The 15,049-nt window shown below is 38.4% G+C and carries 12 protein-coding genes and 1 tRNA gene; 8 read left to right on the forward strand and 5 right to left on the reverse strand.

The window, feature by feature from the left end; genetic code table 11:
* Positions 1–339: 339 nt before the first annotated feature.
* The 3 genes from aspS to AACH28_RS10740 all read left to right on the forward strand — a co-directional run bounded on the left by aspS (position 340) and on the right by AACH28_RS10740 (position 3,967).
* Positions 340–2,091 (forward strand): aspartate--tRNA ligase, encoded by a 1,752-nt coding sequence (gene aspS, locus AACH28_RS10730; protein WP_312482160.1) that lies wholly within the window; start codon positions 340–342, stop codon positions 2,089–2,091.
* 96 nt (positions 2,092–2,187) lie between these two features.
* Positions 2,188–3,576 carry a LutB/LldF family L-lactate oxidation iron-sulfur protein gene (locus AACH28_RS10735; protein WP_312482161.1) on the forward strand — a complete coding sequence of 463 codons (1,389 nt, stop codon included), beginning with the start codon at positions 2,188–2,190 and terminating at the stop codon, positions 3,574–3,576.
* Between the two features lie 7 nt (positions 3,577–3,583).
* Positions 3,584–3,967 carry an acyltransferase family protein gene (locus AACH28_RS10740; RefSeq protein ID WP_312482162.1) on the forward strand — a complete coding sequence of 128 codons (384 nt, stop codon included), beginning with the start codon at positions 3,584–3,586 and terminating at the stop codon, positions 3,965–3,967.
* A 188-nt stretch (positions 3,968–4,155) separates the two neighbouring features.
* Here AACH28_RS10740 and AACH28_RS10745 read toward each other — a convergent pair whose 3' ends face one another.
* Positions 4,156–4,662 (reverse strand): hypothetical protein, encoded by a 507-nt coding sequence (locus AACH28_RS10745; protein ID WP_312482163.1) that lies wholly within the window; start codon positions 4,660–4,662, stop codon positions 4,156–4,158.
* Between the two features lie 130 nt (positions 4,663–4,792).
* On the reverse strand, positions 4,793–5,701 hold the full coding sequence (locus AACH28_RS10750; protein WP_341832929.1) for an energy transducer TonB: 909 nt from the start codon (positions 5,699–5,701) through the stop codon (positions 4,793–4,795).
* Positions 5,702–5,773: 72 nt separating this feature from the next.
* On the opposite strand from AACH28_RS10750, the gene AACH28_RS10755 reads away from it, so the two are divergent.
* Positions 5,774–6,595 (forward strand): hypothetical protein, encoded by an 822-nt coding sequence (locus AACH28_RS10755; RefSeq protein ID WP_312482165.1) that lies wholly within the window; start codon positions 5,774–5,776, stop codon positions 6,593–6,595.
* A 69-nt stretch (positions 6,596–6,664) separates the two neighbouring features.
* Here the strand turns inward: AACH28_RS10755 and tsaD are convergent, their stop codons facing one another.
* Entirely contained in the window at positions 6,665–7,666 is a 1,002-nt protein-coding gene (tsaD, locus tag AACH28_RS10760) for a tRNA (adenosine(37)-N6)-threonylcarbamoyltransferase complex transferase subunit TsaD (RefSeq protein WP_120335337.1), read from the reverse strand.
* A 52-nt stretch (positions 7,667–7,718) separates the two neighbouring features.
* Here tsaD and AACH28_RS10765 point away from each other — a divergent pair, with 52 nt between their 5' ends.
* Both AACH28_RS10765 and AACH28_RS10770 read left to right on the forward strand, forming a co-directional pair.
* The gene (locus AACH28_RS10765) at positions 7,719–12,098 is read left to right on the forward strand and encodes a translocation/assembly module TamB domain-containing protein (protein WP_341832930.1); all 4,380 of its coding nucleotides are present in this window, start codon (positions 7,719–7,721) and stop codon (positions 12,096–12,098) included.
* Positions 12,099–12,120: 22 nt separating this feature from the next.
* A complete protein-coding gene (locus AACH28_RS10770) occupies positions 12,121–12,369 on the forward strand; it encodes a hypothetical protein (protein WP_341832931.1) in 249 nt (82 codons plus the stop codon).
* A gap of 111 nt (positions 12,370–12,480) precedes the next feature.
* Here the strand turns inward: AACH28_RS10770 and AACH28_RS10775 are convergent, their stop codons facing one another.
* Positions 12,481–13,806, reverse strand: coding sequence for a trigger factor (locus AACH28_RS10775; RefSeq protein WP_075991271.1), 1,326 nt, complete (start codon positions 13,804–13,806; stop codon positions 12,481–12,483).
* 68 nt (positions 13,807–13,874) lie between these two features.
* A tRNA-Leu gene (locus tag AACH28_RS10780) sits at positions 13,875–13,956 on the reverse strand.
* Positions 13,957–14,106: 150 nt separating this feature from the next.
* Here AACH28_RS10780 and AACH28_RS10785 point away from each other — a divergent pair.
* Both AACH28_RS10785 and AACH28_RS10790 read left to right on the forward strand, forming a co-directional pair.
* A complete protein-coding gene (locus tag AACH28_RS10785; RefSeq protein ID WP_312483007.1) occupies positions 14,107–14,718 on the forward strand; it encodes a hypothetical protein in 612 nt (203 codons plus the stop codon).
* The gene (locus AACH28_RS10790) at positions 14,715–15,017 is read left to right on the forward strand and encodes a transcriptional regulator (RefSeq protein WP_075991269.1); all 303 of its coding nucleotides are present in this window, start codon (positions 14,715–14,717) and stop codon (positions 15,015–15,017) included. Before AACH28_RS10785 ends, AACH28_RS10790 begins: the two co-directional genes overlap by 4 nt.
* The last annotated feature ends 32 nt before the right edge of the window (positions 15,018–15,049 follow it).

Below are 15,049 nucleotides of genomic sequence, written 5' to 3' on the forward strand. Positions count from 1 at the left end.
ATAGCTACAACAAACAGAAGTACTCTTGAAAAAAAACACACATAAAACCTTATTTAGAAGCAGTTAAACACCAATATATCAGCAAAACAAACTATTACACGAGACGCGATTTTTCGCGCTTTTTTTTATCAAAATCAGAAATGAATTGTAAAAATTTCCTCTTTAGAAATTTAATTTTACCCAATTTTTCTACCAAAAGGGGGCAAAGTGGGAGACAACAAAAACAGAAAAAAAAGATGTGGAAGAAAGTGGGAGAACGCTACTCAAATAACCTAAACAGAATTCGTTATTGTCGAGTAAAACCAATAATTTTGCGTCAAATATAATTTTCATAACGATATGCACAGAACACACACTTGTGGAGAATTAACACTAGCTGACTTAGGGAAAACGGTTACCCTAAGTGGATGGGTTCAAAAATCGCGCGATTTGGGCGGTATGACTTTCATCGATGTTAGAGACCGATATGGTATCACACAATTAACGTTCAATGCAGATGATGATGCTTCCTTGCGCGCAAGTGCCCGTGAGCTCGGAAGAGAATATGTCATCAAGGTAACCGGAGAAGTTATCGAACGCTCTAATAAAAATGCTAAAATCTCCACTGGAGACATTGAAATCAAGGTTTCAAATCTTGAAATATTAAATGCTGCTAAATTACCCCCTTTTACAATAGAAGATGAAACAGATGGTGGTGATGACATCAGAATGAAGTTCAGATACCTGGATTTACGTCGTAACCCGGTACGTGAAAACCTTATTTTACGTCATAAGACCTCACAAGAGGTACGCCGTTATCTTGACTCCCAAAACTTCCTGGAAGTAGAAACCCCATATCTGATTAAATCAACTCCAGAAGGAGCACGCGATTTTGTCGTACCTTCCCGTATGAATCCTGGAGAATTTTATGCGTTACCACAATCCCCACAAACCTTCAAACAATTATTGATGGTTTCAGGTTTTGATCGCTATTTTCAAATTGTAAAATGTTTTCGTGATGAAGATTTGCGTGCAGACCGTCAACCAGAGTTCACGCAAATAGACTGTGAAATGTCTTTTGTAGAACAGGAAGATGTGTTAAATATCTTTGAAGGGCTTGCAAAACATATCTTCAAAACAATCAAAGGTATCGACTTAGGTACTGTTCCGCGTATGACTTACGCAGATGCAATGCGCCTTTATGGATCAGACAAACCAGATATCCGTTTCGGAATGCAGTTCGTTGAACTAAACGAGGTTGCCAAAGGAAAAGGTTTTCCTGTATTTGATGCAGCAGAGTTAGTGGTTGGTATCAATGCGGAAAATTGTGCACATTATACCAGAAAACAACTGGATGCTTTGACCGATTTTATCAAACGTCCTCAGATTGGTGCTACGGGCTTGGTATATGCGCGTGTGAATGAAGACGGTTCAGTGAAGTCGTCCGTTGATAAATTTTTCACGCCAGAACAACTGTCGGCAATTGCAGAAGCGTTCCACGCGAAACCTGGCGATTTATTGTTAATTATGGCTGGTGGAACAGACAAAGTTCGCAAACAACTCAATGAATTACGCCTTGAAGTTGCGTCACAACTTGGTTTCCGCGACAAAGAAACCTTTGCTCCACTATGGGTCGTTGATTTCCCACTATTGGAATGGGACGAAGAAAATGGCCGTTTCCATGCAATGCACCATCCATTTACTTCACCAAAACCGGAAGATATACCGCTTTTAGATACCAATCCCGGAGAAGTAAGGGCAAATGCCTATGACTTTGTTTTAAACGGTGTAGAAGTAGGTGGTGGATCAATCCGTATCCATGACAGAGAGCTTCAATCGCTCATGTTCAAACATTTAGGATTCAGTCCCGAAGAAGCAAAAAAACAATTTGGATTCCTGATGGAGGCCTTTACCTTCGGTGCTCCTCCACATGGCGGATTGGCTTTTGGTTTTGACCGTTTAGTATCCTTATTGGCAGGTTTAGATTCTATCCGTGACGTCATTGCCTTCCCAAAAAACAACTCGGGAAGAGATGTTATGATTGATGCACCGTCAACCATTCACCAAGAGCAGCTGGACGAGCTAAGCTTAAATATCGCGATAAAAGCATAAATTATTTAACTCGATTTTCGAGAAACAATTTATTAACAGTATATTTAAAAGTTGGTAATTTTTACCAACTTTTTTTGTGAAAAATTAGCAGATTAGATGGCAGAGAGTACCGCTAATACGTTTATTAAGGAAAGTGCGCAAAAAGCATTTGACACCAAACACCGCGATATTATCAATTACAATATCGACAAATACAGCACGGCTTTCGAAAAGGGCAAGAGCAAATTTGCGGACCTTGAAAATAGCAAGATAAAAGCGAACCTGATCAAATGGAAGGTCATGGAAAATCTCGATCGCTATTTGTTGCAATTTGAAGCAAACTTCACGGCTCGGGGCGGAAAAGTAATCTGGGCGAATGATGCTACGGAAGCCTTGGACGAAATCTATTCGATCATTGCACGTAAAAAAGCAAAATCTGTCGTAAAGTCAAAATCGATGGCGACAGAAGAGATCGAGCTTAATCATTTTCTTGCCTCCAAAAATATTGAAGCCATAGAAACTGATCTTGGCGAATATATCATTCAGCTGCTGGATCAAAAACCTTATCATTTTGTTACGCCGGCCATGCATTTGAGCCTGGAAGATATTGCCAAGCTTTTTCACGAGAAATTTGACACACCGCTAGATGCATCTGCGGAGCAACTTACAATGAAGGCCCGTGAATTACTTCGAGATCGCTACCTATCGGCAGAAATTGGGATTACCGGAGCCAATTTCTTAATTGCAGAAACTGGAAGTATAGCAATTACCGAAAATGAAGGAAATGCCCGATTGACATCGACCTTCCCCAAAACACATATTGCCGTCGTTGGAATAGAAAAAATCATTCCCAATGTACAAGATTTAGAAGTCTTTTGGCCACTCCTATCCACACATGGCACGGGCCAAAATCTAACGGTATACAATACACTACTCACTGGGCCGAAACAGTCTTATGAATCAGATGGTCCAGAAGAAATGTATGTCGTACTGCTTGACAATGGCCGCAGCAAGCTCTTAGCGCAAAAAGAACAACGTCAGGGTTTGTACTGCATCCGTTGTGGCGCCTGTCTGAATGTATGTCCAATCTATCAAAACATCGGTGGACATACCTATGAAACGACTTATCAGGGCCCAATTGGATCACTCATATCGCCACATTTGAATGGCATGAAGGAATTCAAACACCTAAGCTATGCTTCCACACTCTGTGGAAAATGTACTGAGGTCTGCCCCGTTGGTATTGACATACAGCGCATGCTTCTCGTCAACAGAAAAGATTCAGTCGATCAGGGTCTGGCAACAAAAACGGAACAAAAAGTATGGCAGTGGTTCACCTATGGGATAATGCGAAGAAAACTAATCGATTTTTTTGGTGGGAAATTCAAAAATTTCTTCCTCAAAAAACTCTTTCAGAAAACCTGGGGAGAACAACGGGAACTACCCAAATTGGCAGACAAATCTTTCTCTAAACAATGGAAAGAACATCAAAAAAATAAAGAATAACAAAAAAGTGGCATTAGACGATCAAACGAATGCCACATTTTTTGGCTTCTTGACGACCCAAAAGTACTATCCAGGAAATTACGCCAATCTCGAGGTTATCTGGTATTTCTGTAATATCAACGTAGCGTTCATGACCATCGCTATTTTTCTTGTCGTTCAAAAGCTGAAGATACCCGAATCTAAATGGATAAAACGCCTTTCATCAGCCACGTTTGGTATTTACTTAGCGCATTTTATCCTTGTTCAAGCACTGACAGACATCTTCTTGCCTATTCCTCATCTTCCAGCCACATTGAAAATTTTCTCCATAGCGATTTTAGGTTTTAGCTTAAGTTTTCTGATCACCAAACTGATGGATAGTAATTCAATAACAAGAAGGTTTATCAAATAAGTGCATCCTGATGGAAATATCGAAGCATTTTGCAGTCGTGTAACTTTTGAGCCAGACAAAACACGTCGAACAAATGATGAGCTTAGGTATTAAGCATGAGCTTACATAATAAGAAAGAGGGAACCAATGGTTCCCTCCTCTACTAACACTCACCAATATTTAATATGAAAACTATCCTTGTTTAATGTTTATGATGCTTTTACGTCTGCATCATTTGTTTTAGTTACTTCACCTTTTTTAAAGCCCTTTCGTTTTAGCTGTCTGTCTTTTTTCCAATGTTCTTTGTGCATTTTACGATTTTCAGCGTAGGAATCCTTTAACGTTTTTTGTTGCTCTGGCGTTAACATTCCCATCATTTTTTCATGTTCTGCCACGCGTTGCTTTTTCATTTTTGCACGATGTTCCTGACGTTCAGCAGCCATTTTTTGATGGTCTTTTGCTTGCTTCAAATTAAAGGCATAGATATCTTTACGCTGTTTATCTGTAAATTTTAATTTTTGATCCATGCGATCAGTTTTCATCTTAGCAACTTCCTCTGGCGTTTTATTTTTAAAACCATCGTGCATTCTTCCCATTTTATGTTTATGCACGGAAGTTTGCATTTCTTTCATTTCTGGTTTAACATCTTTTTTTTCTTGAGCGAAACCGGCTAACATCAATCCAGATAAGGCCAAACTTAACATCAACTTTTTCATGTCTTTATTTTTTATACAACCAACAATCATTCTTTTTAATATGTACTCTTTTTCAACTTATTTATCAGTAAGAGTCCTCTTGACTGCCGAAAGTTTAATTGATGATCTGTTAAATAAAGTTAAGAAGCATTTATTGTGAGACAGCACTTAAACGGATCGGTAAAGTATACGCTACACGCACTTTAAGTCCATTTTGTACGCCTGGTTTCCATTTTTTCGCTTTCTTCAATAAGTTTATAGCAGCATCTCCTGTACCAAATTTCATATCACGTTTAACAGCAATATCTGTTAGTGATCCATCTTTTTCAACGACAAAAGAAACCTCTATAACACCAGATACCCCTTGATCCAAAGCCTGTTGTGGAAAGTTATAATTCTCGGCAATCCACTTCATAAAGGCAGGCAGCCCCCCTACAGGTGTTGGCATAATTTCTACTGATGTAAATGTATTGTTAGCATTATCATCAGTTCCGCCTCCGGATAATGAACCATCTTTAGAACCAGTAATATCACCGTCTCTTTTTGAAGAACCAAATTCACCACGCGCAATATATGTTCCCGATGGACTTGCTTTCAATGTGATCCTTGAGGTCATTGTATTGGGATTTTTCAACTCATCCTGACTTACAAGTTCTTCCGTAACTTGATTTGCTTTCGCCACTTTTATATCAGGCATTCTAACCAGATCAAATTTGGATACATCTTGGGCAACCTGCTGCGGGGCTTTCTCCTTCATCATGACAGGTTCTTCAGGAACCTCTTCTTTCTCTTCTACCTTCTTTTGAATTTCTTCCAGCATGTCGGGCCCAATATCTTGTACTGTATAAATCATAGGCGGAACAGTTTGCTTAAAATATTTATTATATGCATAGGATCCTGCGATCAGCAAAACTGCAAAAGAAACAACAATTCCCAAACCCACATTTGTTGCTTTATCAGAGAGATTTCGCAACTCGTAAGCACCGTACATTTTGTTACGACCAGCAAAAATAACGTCCAGCCATTCTTTGCGGTAGATATTCAATTTAGAGTTTATCATAACATTAAAGTTTAAATCTTTTCATTATGATGAGCGAAAGCCTTATATTTCACAAAAAAATTCAAAATACTTATGAAGTCACTTTTTTCAGCTATTTTTCTACTTACATTATATGCTTGTGGTAACAATCAAAATCAATCCAAGACTGCAATTAAGCATGAAAATAAGGAAGAGACAATTTCGCCATATTTTGGTTTTTTAAACCAGCAAAAGGACTCACTAATCGCTCTTCCTATGGATCAAGCGATGGAAGGTCCCGAAAAATACAACTATGTCATTGTGGAAAACCAAGTTAGCCCCCTTGAGTTTGTTCAGAATAAAATGGATAACAAAGAGAGTAACGGAAGACAGACCGCGCAGAACTTCGCGAATAGTGAAGGTTCGTTATTTAAAATTAGTGACGCAATTAAATCCGGCGAATTTGGCATGCTTGTCAACAAGGCTTTTTTAGATCAGTACAAAATTGAGAAGTTTACAAAAGTTCAAAAAGAAACTTCTTCAGCGATTAAGGAGCAGCTTGAGAAGAAATACAATAGGAAGGTTAATAAAAGTACGACAGTTGCCATCCTCAGTGATCAGTCCGAGTTTAATCTTACGGTATTTGAAAATCAACAAGATTCTGCTTTAGCTGTATTTTCCTACGCAAAGGACGAACAGCTGATCAATTTGGATTTCCCGGCTTTATACGATGATATCAGCACTTGGCGTGTTGATGATGGCGGTCAGTTTGACAACGAGGCTTTTCAGATACTAACAGTATTGCGTTCTGAGCAAGGAATTAGTTTTATCAGTATCTTTTGGGGTGCTGAGGGGTATGAACTGAACTTTTACCAGCCGAAGAAAAACTTATTTACCTCTACGGCACAGGCCTATGGGTATAGTTCCCCTTTATAAAATAAAGAATTTTAAGTTTCCCCAGTACAAAAGGACAGTGTCCGGGGAAACTCAAGATTTCAATAGTTGCTACAGGTGCATCCTAGCCATAGGAGCGACGTCCTGACCTACAAAATCTTTCTTTAGAAATTTATGATAGCCCGCAATGGCAATCATCGCTGCATTATCCGTACAGTATTCAAATTTTGGTATGAAGACCCGCCATTTGTATTTCTCCCCCATTTCAATTAAGCTCTGTCTCAGGCCAGAATTAGCCGAAACGCCACCTGCAATGGCAATATCCTTTACCCCTGTCTCCTTTGCCGCTTTCTTTAATTTATTCAGCAGGATTGATACAATACGGGATTGCACGCTAGCACATAAGTCGGCCATATTGTGGGTCAGAAAATCCGGGTTCTGCTTCAATTGATCTTGGACCAAATATAATATCGCGGTCTTCAATCCTGAAAAACTGAAATTTAAACCAGGGATCTGTGGTTCAGGAAGCCGATAAGCTGCCGGATTACCTTCTTTTGCAAATTTATCGATGAGCGGTCCACCGGGATAAGGAAGATTCAGGATTTTAGCTGTTTTATCAAAAGCCTCCCCTGCCGCGTCATCCAATGTTTCTCCCAAAAGTTCCATTTCAAAATAATCTTTCACCAACACAATTTGTGTATGACCACCAGAAACAGTAAGACATAAAAACGGAAAACTAGGCTTCGGATCCTCAATAAAATGAGCCAGGATATGCGCCTGCATATGGTTTATATCAATTAAAGGAATATTCTGTGCGAGTGCAAATGATTTTGCAAAAGATGTTCCCACCAAAAGTGCACCTAATAATCCGGGTCCCCGCGTAAAACTCACTGCATCTATTTGATTTTTGCTTACTTTTGCTTGACGAATGGCTTCTTCCACTGTTGGAATAATATTTTGTTGATGAGCACGTGAAGCGAGCTCGGGAATCACTCCACCATATTTTGCGTGGATTGCCTGAGTTGCAATAACATTTGAATGAATTTCACCGTTAATACAGATAGAAGCGGAGGTTTCATCACAAGAGGATTCAATCCCTAAAATAATAGCCATAGCTTGAGGTAATAAATTTTAATACAAAAGTATCAAAAAAATAATTAAAATAGTGTCAATAGTCCTTGGTAGTATATTCATTATACTGCTTGCATTGGCGTTATCCCTACAGTTGAAACCGGTACAAAATTATGTTGCACAAAAAGCTGTAGACTATTTATCCAACGAACTAAACACTAAAATAAACCTCAAAAGCATCTATTTCAAACCTTTTAAATCTATTGTAGTAGAAGATTTTCAACTCTATAGTCTAGAGGGAAAAGAAATATTAAAATCAGGAAGGTTAGAAGCCAACGTCAACCTTTCTCAGTTCATTGAATTGAACAAGATTGTGATCAACAAACTAACCATTGAGGATACCCAAGCTACTTTTGAGCAATTCCAGGATAGCTCAAATATGTCATTCTTAATTCGTTATTTTAACCCGCCTAAGAAAGAAAAAAAGAAAAGTTCAAAAAAAATCATCTTCGATATAAAGGAACTTGTTATTAAGAACAATGCGTTTAACTATGTTAACCATAGACGCAAACATTACAATAAAGTGGTCGACTTTGGAGATTTAGGGATTTCCAAACTTAACGCCCATTTTGATAAGATAAAAATCGATTCTAATCAAATTTCAGCGAACATCAAGACATTCAATCTTCGCGAAAAGAAGGGTTTAGAGATCAAAGGCCTTCTTGCCCAAACGAAGGTAAGCAATACAAGCATCGAACTCAGTGAGCTTATGCTAGCCACCAATCGTTCTACATTCAAAAATTACATCAAACTCAGCTACAACAGCTTTGACGATTTTTCGGACTTTATCAATAAAGTTCATGTAAAACTTCGTGCACGGGACTCCCGTATTCACTCTGAGGATATTGCTTTCTTTTCCTCGCCTATGCACCAAGTCAAATTTGACGTCAATATCAAGCGGGCAAATCTAGAAGGAACTGTATCTTCCATCAACGCATCACAGGTCGATTTAACAATTGGAAAAAAAACGAGTTTAGCAGGTGACCTTCAGATTATCGGTCTACCAGATATCGACAAAACTAAATTTATTGTTCCCAGTATAGCAATTTCTTCTGAGCACAAAGACTTAAATGCTGTTATTACAGATCTCGGAAATCTAAAAAATTTCAAACTTCCTGAAATTGTCCAGATCTTCGACAAATTTTCATTCAAAGGCAGCCTAAATGGATTATACAATAAATTTAAGACAAAGGGAGTTTTCACGACTGCGATCGGGAATGTTGAGGCTGATGCCTTACTGGATATCCAGAAGGAAATAAAATATGCGGGCAATTTTCAATCTAAAAAGTTCGATGTAGGTACGATAACAAAATTAAAAGATCTGGGAGCAACAGGCTTCAATTTACAGGTTGACGGAACAGGTACCGATCCTAAGAAAATGAGCCTAAAGATAAAAGGAGATCTTAGTAATTTCAATTTCAAGAATTACAGCTATCAACATATACAAATTGAAGGAAATACAGATAAACAGTTAATTCTTGCTTCAGGGCAAATATATGATCCAAATTTAAAACTACAGTTTACCACAGATATCGATTGGTCTGTGAAACCCAACTATCACCTGGATGCTGATATCCAACAAGCTAATCTAAAAAAACTCAACTTCTTTCAGGGGGATCCTATCAACATTATTAACACGAAATTCCACACCAGCTTAATTGGGGACAACATCAATAATATTACCGGTGAATTTAAATCAGACAGTGTCAATTTCACTTCCTCTAAGGGCCAATTCGTCATCCGCGACATCAATTTCCTTGCCGAAGGAGATGAAAATGCACGCTCCCTTACCTTACAGTCGGCGATCGGACACGTTGATCTCAAAGGAAGAATAGACCTCAATACAATTGTTCCTTATTTTAAAGCTTTAGCCATGCGCTACGCTCCCGCAATCGGGTTTGAAAACAACATTTTTAATCGCCAGGACTTTGACCTGAATATTAATATCACTTCTTTTAAGCCGATCGCAACATTCTTTCGAAAGGATATCGCATTAGACAGCGGAGCAACGCTCAATGCAAAATTTGAAAGCGAAAAACAAACGGCTAGTTTTAATTTTTACGCACCCGAATTCAAGTACAATGGTATTCGGCTAACGCACCTGATTGTCGATCAAAATGCCAATTTGAAGAATATGGAATTGCAGACCTCCATCGATCGCATAAATTTTACCGACAGTACCTATATCAAAAACGTCAATATTTCAAACACCTTGGCAAACGACAGTTTACAATTTAACATCAAAATGTCGGAACTTGAAGCAAGCAATAGTCTGGATCTTAATGGCGTCATACGCTTCGCCCATGCCAAACCTGCCTATATCAATTTCTATCCATCGAATATCTTAATCAATAGAGAGCGATGGCTTGTCAATAATGATGCACAATTGAAAATATCGAAAGGAAAATGGTATTTTGAAAAACTGACGCTGAGTCACGACGAACAAAAAGTCCATATCGATGGCATCCTGTCGAATGAAGTCAGTGATCAGATCAATCTCAAATTTCAGGACTTTAATCTTACATCTTTAAATGGTATTACTAAGCCCCATGGCATCAATCTCTCCGGAAATTTAAACGGAAATATTGAAGTTAATTCCGTATTCAAAGCACCCTTTATTGTCGCCAATATAAAAACTTCACCTATCCTCTATAACAATATTCCCATCGGCTCACTAGCCCTAAGTGCCAACTACGACCCCGAGAATCAACTGGTAAAACTAGACAGCAAGATAGAGGAAGGAAATAAATTAATTCAGTTACAAGGTTCCTATAACCATTTAAGTGAAAACAATAAGCTTAATCTCAAAGCTAAACTCGTAAACACAGATGTGTTTGTTTTCCAGCCCTTTTTACGAAGCCTGGTATCCAATATTCAGGGCAAGGTCAATGCAGACCTCGATATCGAAGGCGATATCCTGAACCCCAAAATTACAGGTTCCGGAAAATTGGATAATGCTTCGATGGTTATCAATTACCTCAAAACACCCTACCGACTTTCTGACGAAATTGCGGTTACCAATAACCGAATTTTTCTCACAGGGCTAAAAGTATACGATCCCAAAAACAATATAGCAACCATTGATGGCGTTGTAGATCTCAACAAACTGAGTGATCCCGATATCGATGTAACTGCAGAGACGAAGAATTTCCTGGTATTAAATACCACAATAAAGGACAATAATGTATATTATGGCACTGCTTACGCTTCGGGCACTTTTCAGTTTAAAGGACTAACGTCTGCCATGAATATCAATATACGGGCTAAATCCGAAGAAAACACCGTTATTAATATTCCCTTTAATAGTGCCAGTACAATATCAGATACGGACTTTATCTACTTTATTGAGAAAGACTCGACCAAAACGAAGAAAAACGTTAAGAAACGAGATTTCAACGGTCTGACGATGAATATGGACCTCTTGATCAACCCGAATGCAGAAATAAATCTATTCTCCAGTATGGGCGAGTTATCAGGAAGGGGAAATAGCAATCTCAACATGCGGATATCTTCATTGGGAGATTTTGAAATGTTTGGTGATTTTATTATAAACAGCGGAAAATTCAATTTCACCGCTCAAGATTATATCAACAAGATTTTTGATCTCAAAGAAGGCGGAACAGTACGATGGGCGGGAAACCCAACTGAAGCGAACATTAATATCAATGCCATCTACCAACAAAGAACAAGCTTAGCACCTTTGTATAATGCTGCAGGCCGGGAAGAAAACCCTGAACGTGTATTGGCACAGGCCGATATGATCCTAAAAGGGCAGTTAAGTCAGCCGGAAATCACGTTTGACATCAACTTTCCACAAAACCCCGGAGTTAAGGATGAACTGCAGGGATACTTTTCAGATGCCAACAATGTCAATCAACAGGCGCTTAGCCTAATCGTGAGACGAAGTTTTACACCTGGCACACAAACAGACTTTGGTAAAGAAGTCAATAACACTTTGCTATCTGCAGGAACTGAAATAGCATTCAACCAGATCAACAACATCATAGCCCAATCGCTTAACATCAATTTCTTTGATATTAATATCAAATCTTTAAATGATGCATCTGCCTCACTGCGTCTATTCAACGACAGGCTTGTTTTGACAGGCGGTATCTCCGACCGTAGAAGTCAGGCTCTAACGGATTTGAATGTATTTTCAGATCGGGTCTCAACCGATGCCGAGGCTATGTTTTATTTAAGAAAAGATGGCCGTTTGGTCCTACGTGCTTCCAATCGCCTAAATACACGCAACTTTCTTCTTAGCCCCAACGACGGCGAGTATATAAGTGCTTTCGGATTACTTTATCGGCAGGAATTTAACAGCTTCTCAGAGTTCTTGAAAAGGCTATTCCCTTTTGGCAAGAAGACGATTACGACAGCTCCTACTGAAACAAAGAAAAGCAAGGTCAATTAACGTTTCGTTTAGACCCTTGGCTATGTCAACAGGTCTTTTTTCCATTCTGGCTGAGCTCGTTCAACTCAAGCGGACCATTTCAATTCCAGAAGACCCCATCCAACTCAAGCGGACCATTTTAACTCCAGCAGACCTCATCCAACTCCAGCAGCCCAACTCCTATGCCAACCCCATTGTCCCTATTCTGGGAGTACGCCTCGATGCCATCAGCAGAACTTTTGTATTTCAGCTCCATATAACAGCCTACACAAACAATCTTTGGATGATCTGAACAACAATAAACGAATAGTGTCTAAGCTGCCACCAGGCGACGCGCTGCATTGAAAATAAAAAAGTCCCTCCAAATAGATCGGAGGGACTTTCTTTTTATTTTAAAAATCGCTTATGCCAATTTCTCGAATTCTTTGTATTCAATTTCACTAGCATTCAATTTCACTAAACCTTTCAAGTGATCAAATACTTTTAAAGCTTTAGCTTCTTCGAACAAACGATTACCTTGTTCTCTATCTTGCAACAATTGAATTGCAAATTGGTTCAACTGCTCATCAGAAGGCTCTTCGTTGATGTTGTACATCTTAATTTGCGCGTAGATACGTTCTTTTGCTAAATTGATAACTTCATCATATTTAACTTCAAGACCATTTTCAGTAACAACGCGATTTTCGATGATTGTCCATTTCAAGTTGTTCAAGAAGTCAGCAAAACCTTCGTTCAATTCTTCTTCAGAAATGCTTGGGTTAGTTGCTTTCAACCATCTTTTCAAGAACTCTTCAGGGAAAGAGACATCAACCTTCTCCATACCAAAAGTATACATATCATTACGTAATCTTTGATCTGAATTTTGTTTGAATAAATTCTCAACTTCTTCTTTCACTTTTTCTGTGAATTGAGCTTCTTCTGTTACTTCACCTTCCGCGAATAATTTATCGAAAAATTCTTGGTTAAGATCAGCTTCTTCTAAGCGGTTGATATTCTTAACAGTCAATTCAAATTTAGTGACGTCTAAAGCAGTTGCTTCTTCCTCAGTTATACCTAAGATACGTGCTAAATCTTCAGTTTTGAATGCTTTTTTAACATCAATCTTAACAACATCGTCTTTTTTAAGACCAACTAATGATTTTTTAATCTTAGCATCTTCTACGATATCTGTACGGATAGAAGTTGTTTTTTCTAGACCTTCCTCTTTATCTTGTTTCAATGTTGCATACAATACATCACCTTCTTCAGATACTTCTGGATTAGTCATTTTTCCATAGCTACGACGCAAGTTCTTGATACGATCTGCCAATGTCTCTTCATCAGCTTTGATTTCGTACGAAGTAAATTCAGTCTCAGCAGTAAAAGGTAATTCAAAAGCAGGAGCAAGACCAATTTCATATTTGAAGTTGAAATTGTCTTTATAATCCCAGCTGTACTGTGCATCATCTTCCAAAGGAAGTGGTTGACCTAAAACTTCTAATTTATTTTCAGCAATATAATTAGTGATTTTCTCATTCACTAATTTATTGATCTCATCAAATAAAATAGATTTACCATAAGTGCGTCTGATATGTCCCACTGGAACTTGACCTGGACGGAACCCTGGTAATTTTGCTTTTTTAGCTTGCGCTTTAATCTCTTTGTCGACTTGAGGATTATAATCTTCAGGTGCTAATGCGACGTTGACTACCGCATTGATTGCATCTACATTCTCGTGTGAAATATTCATACTCTTTTTAGCTATATCGCATTCATAAAAAAATCCTCCCGAGGTTTTAAGTTCGGGAGGACATCAAGTGCGGAAGAAGGGACTCGAACCCCCACGCCTTGCGGCGCCAGATCCTAAGTCTGGTGCGGCTACCAATTACGCCACTTCCGCATTAGGATTTCTTTTGATGCCACAAAGATAGAAACCAAACCTATATCCTGCAAGTATTTTCTACTCTTTTTTTTATTTTTTTTTCAATATTATCCCAATCCCTTGCATAATTCATTATTATTCATTCACTTTGAATATCAAAGTACTTTTATGGAACAGAAAGATTTATTTAGAGAACTTGGGCAGATCAGATCATTAATGGAAAAATCGTCCAAATTTGTTTCAATAAGCGGATTATCAGGTGTACTCATGGGCTGTTATGCTTTGCTGGGAATGCTATTGGGATACTATATTATACACCAACCCGAAAGTACCGCTCTACTCTTGGGCCAAAATCTGAATAGGCCCCTACTGTTTTTAATGATTGCGCTCATCGTCCTCTTAACATCCCTGCTGACCGGCTGGCTAATGGCACGTAAAAAGGCGAGAAAAAATAAGCAGTCGATTTGGAACATTACAAGCAAATCTCTTTTATTTGCAGTTTCAATCCCCTTACTAACGGGTGGCATGATTTCCTTGTTGTTTTTTGTCCAAGGCTACTACCAGCTGATTGCTGCTATGCTCCTGATCTTTTATGGACTGGCACTGACTGCGGGAAGTATCTATACCTTTGGCGAAGCAAAAGGCCTGGGTATACTGGAAATCTGCTTGGGTTTGATTGGTATATGTTTTCCAGAAATCGGATTACTATTATGGGGATTGGGATTTGGTGTACTACACATCATCTATGGTTTTATCGTTTACAAAAAGTACGAATCGTGAAATTAGATCTTTCCTTATATGACAAAATATTTGAAAACAGAGTTCGCCTCCAAATTATGAGTGTTCTCGCTGCCAATGAAGAATATGATTTTAATTCATTGAAAGAATTGTTGGATGTAACCGATGGTAACCTTGCTTCCAACCTAAAAACTTTGGAAAAAGAAGAATACATTATTGTCGAAAAGAGCTTTGTCGACCGGAAGCCGAACACCAGATACAAAAGAACGACAAAAGGACTTAAAGCCTTTGAAAATCACCTTATTGCACTTGAAAATTTAATAAAACAACAATACAAATAATTTTTTTATTCATTCACTTTGAAAATCAAAGT

The organism is Sphingobacterium thalpophilum, from assembly GCF_038396785.1.
GTDB lineage: Bacteria > Bacteroidota > Bacteroidia > Sphingobacteriales > Sphingobacteriaceae > Sphingobacterium > Sphingobacterium thalpophilum_A.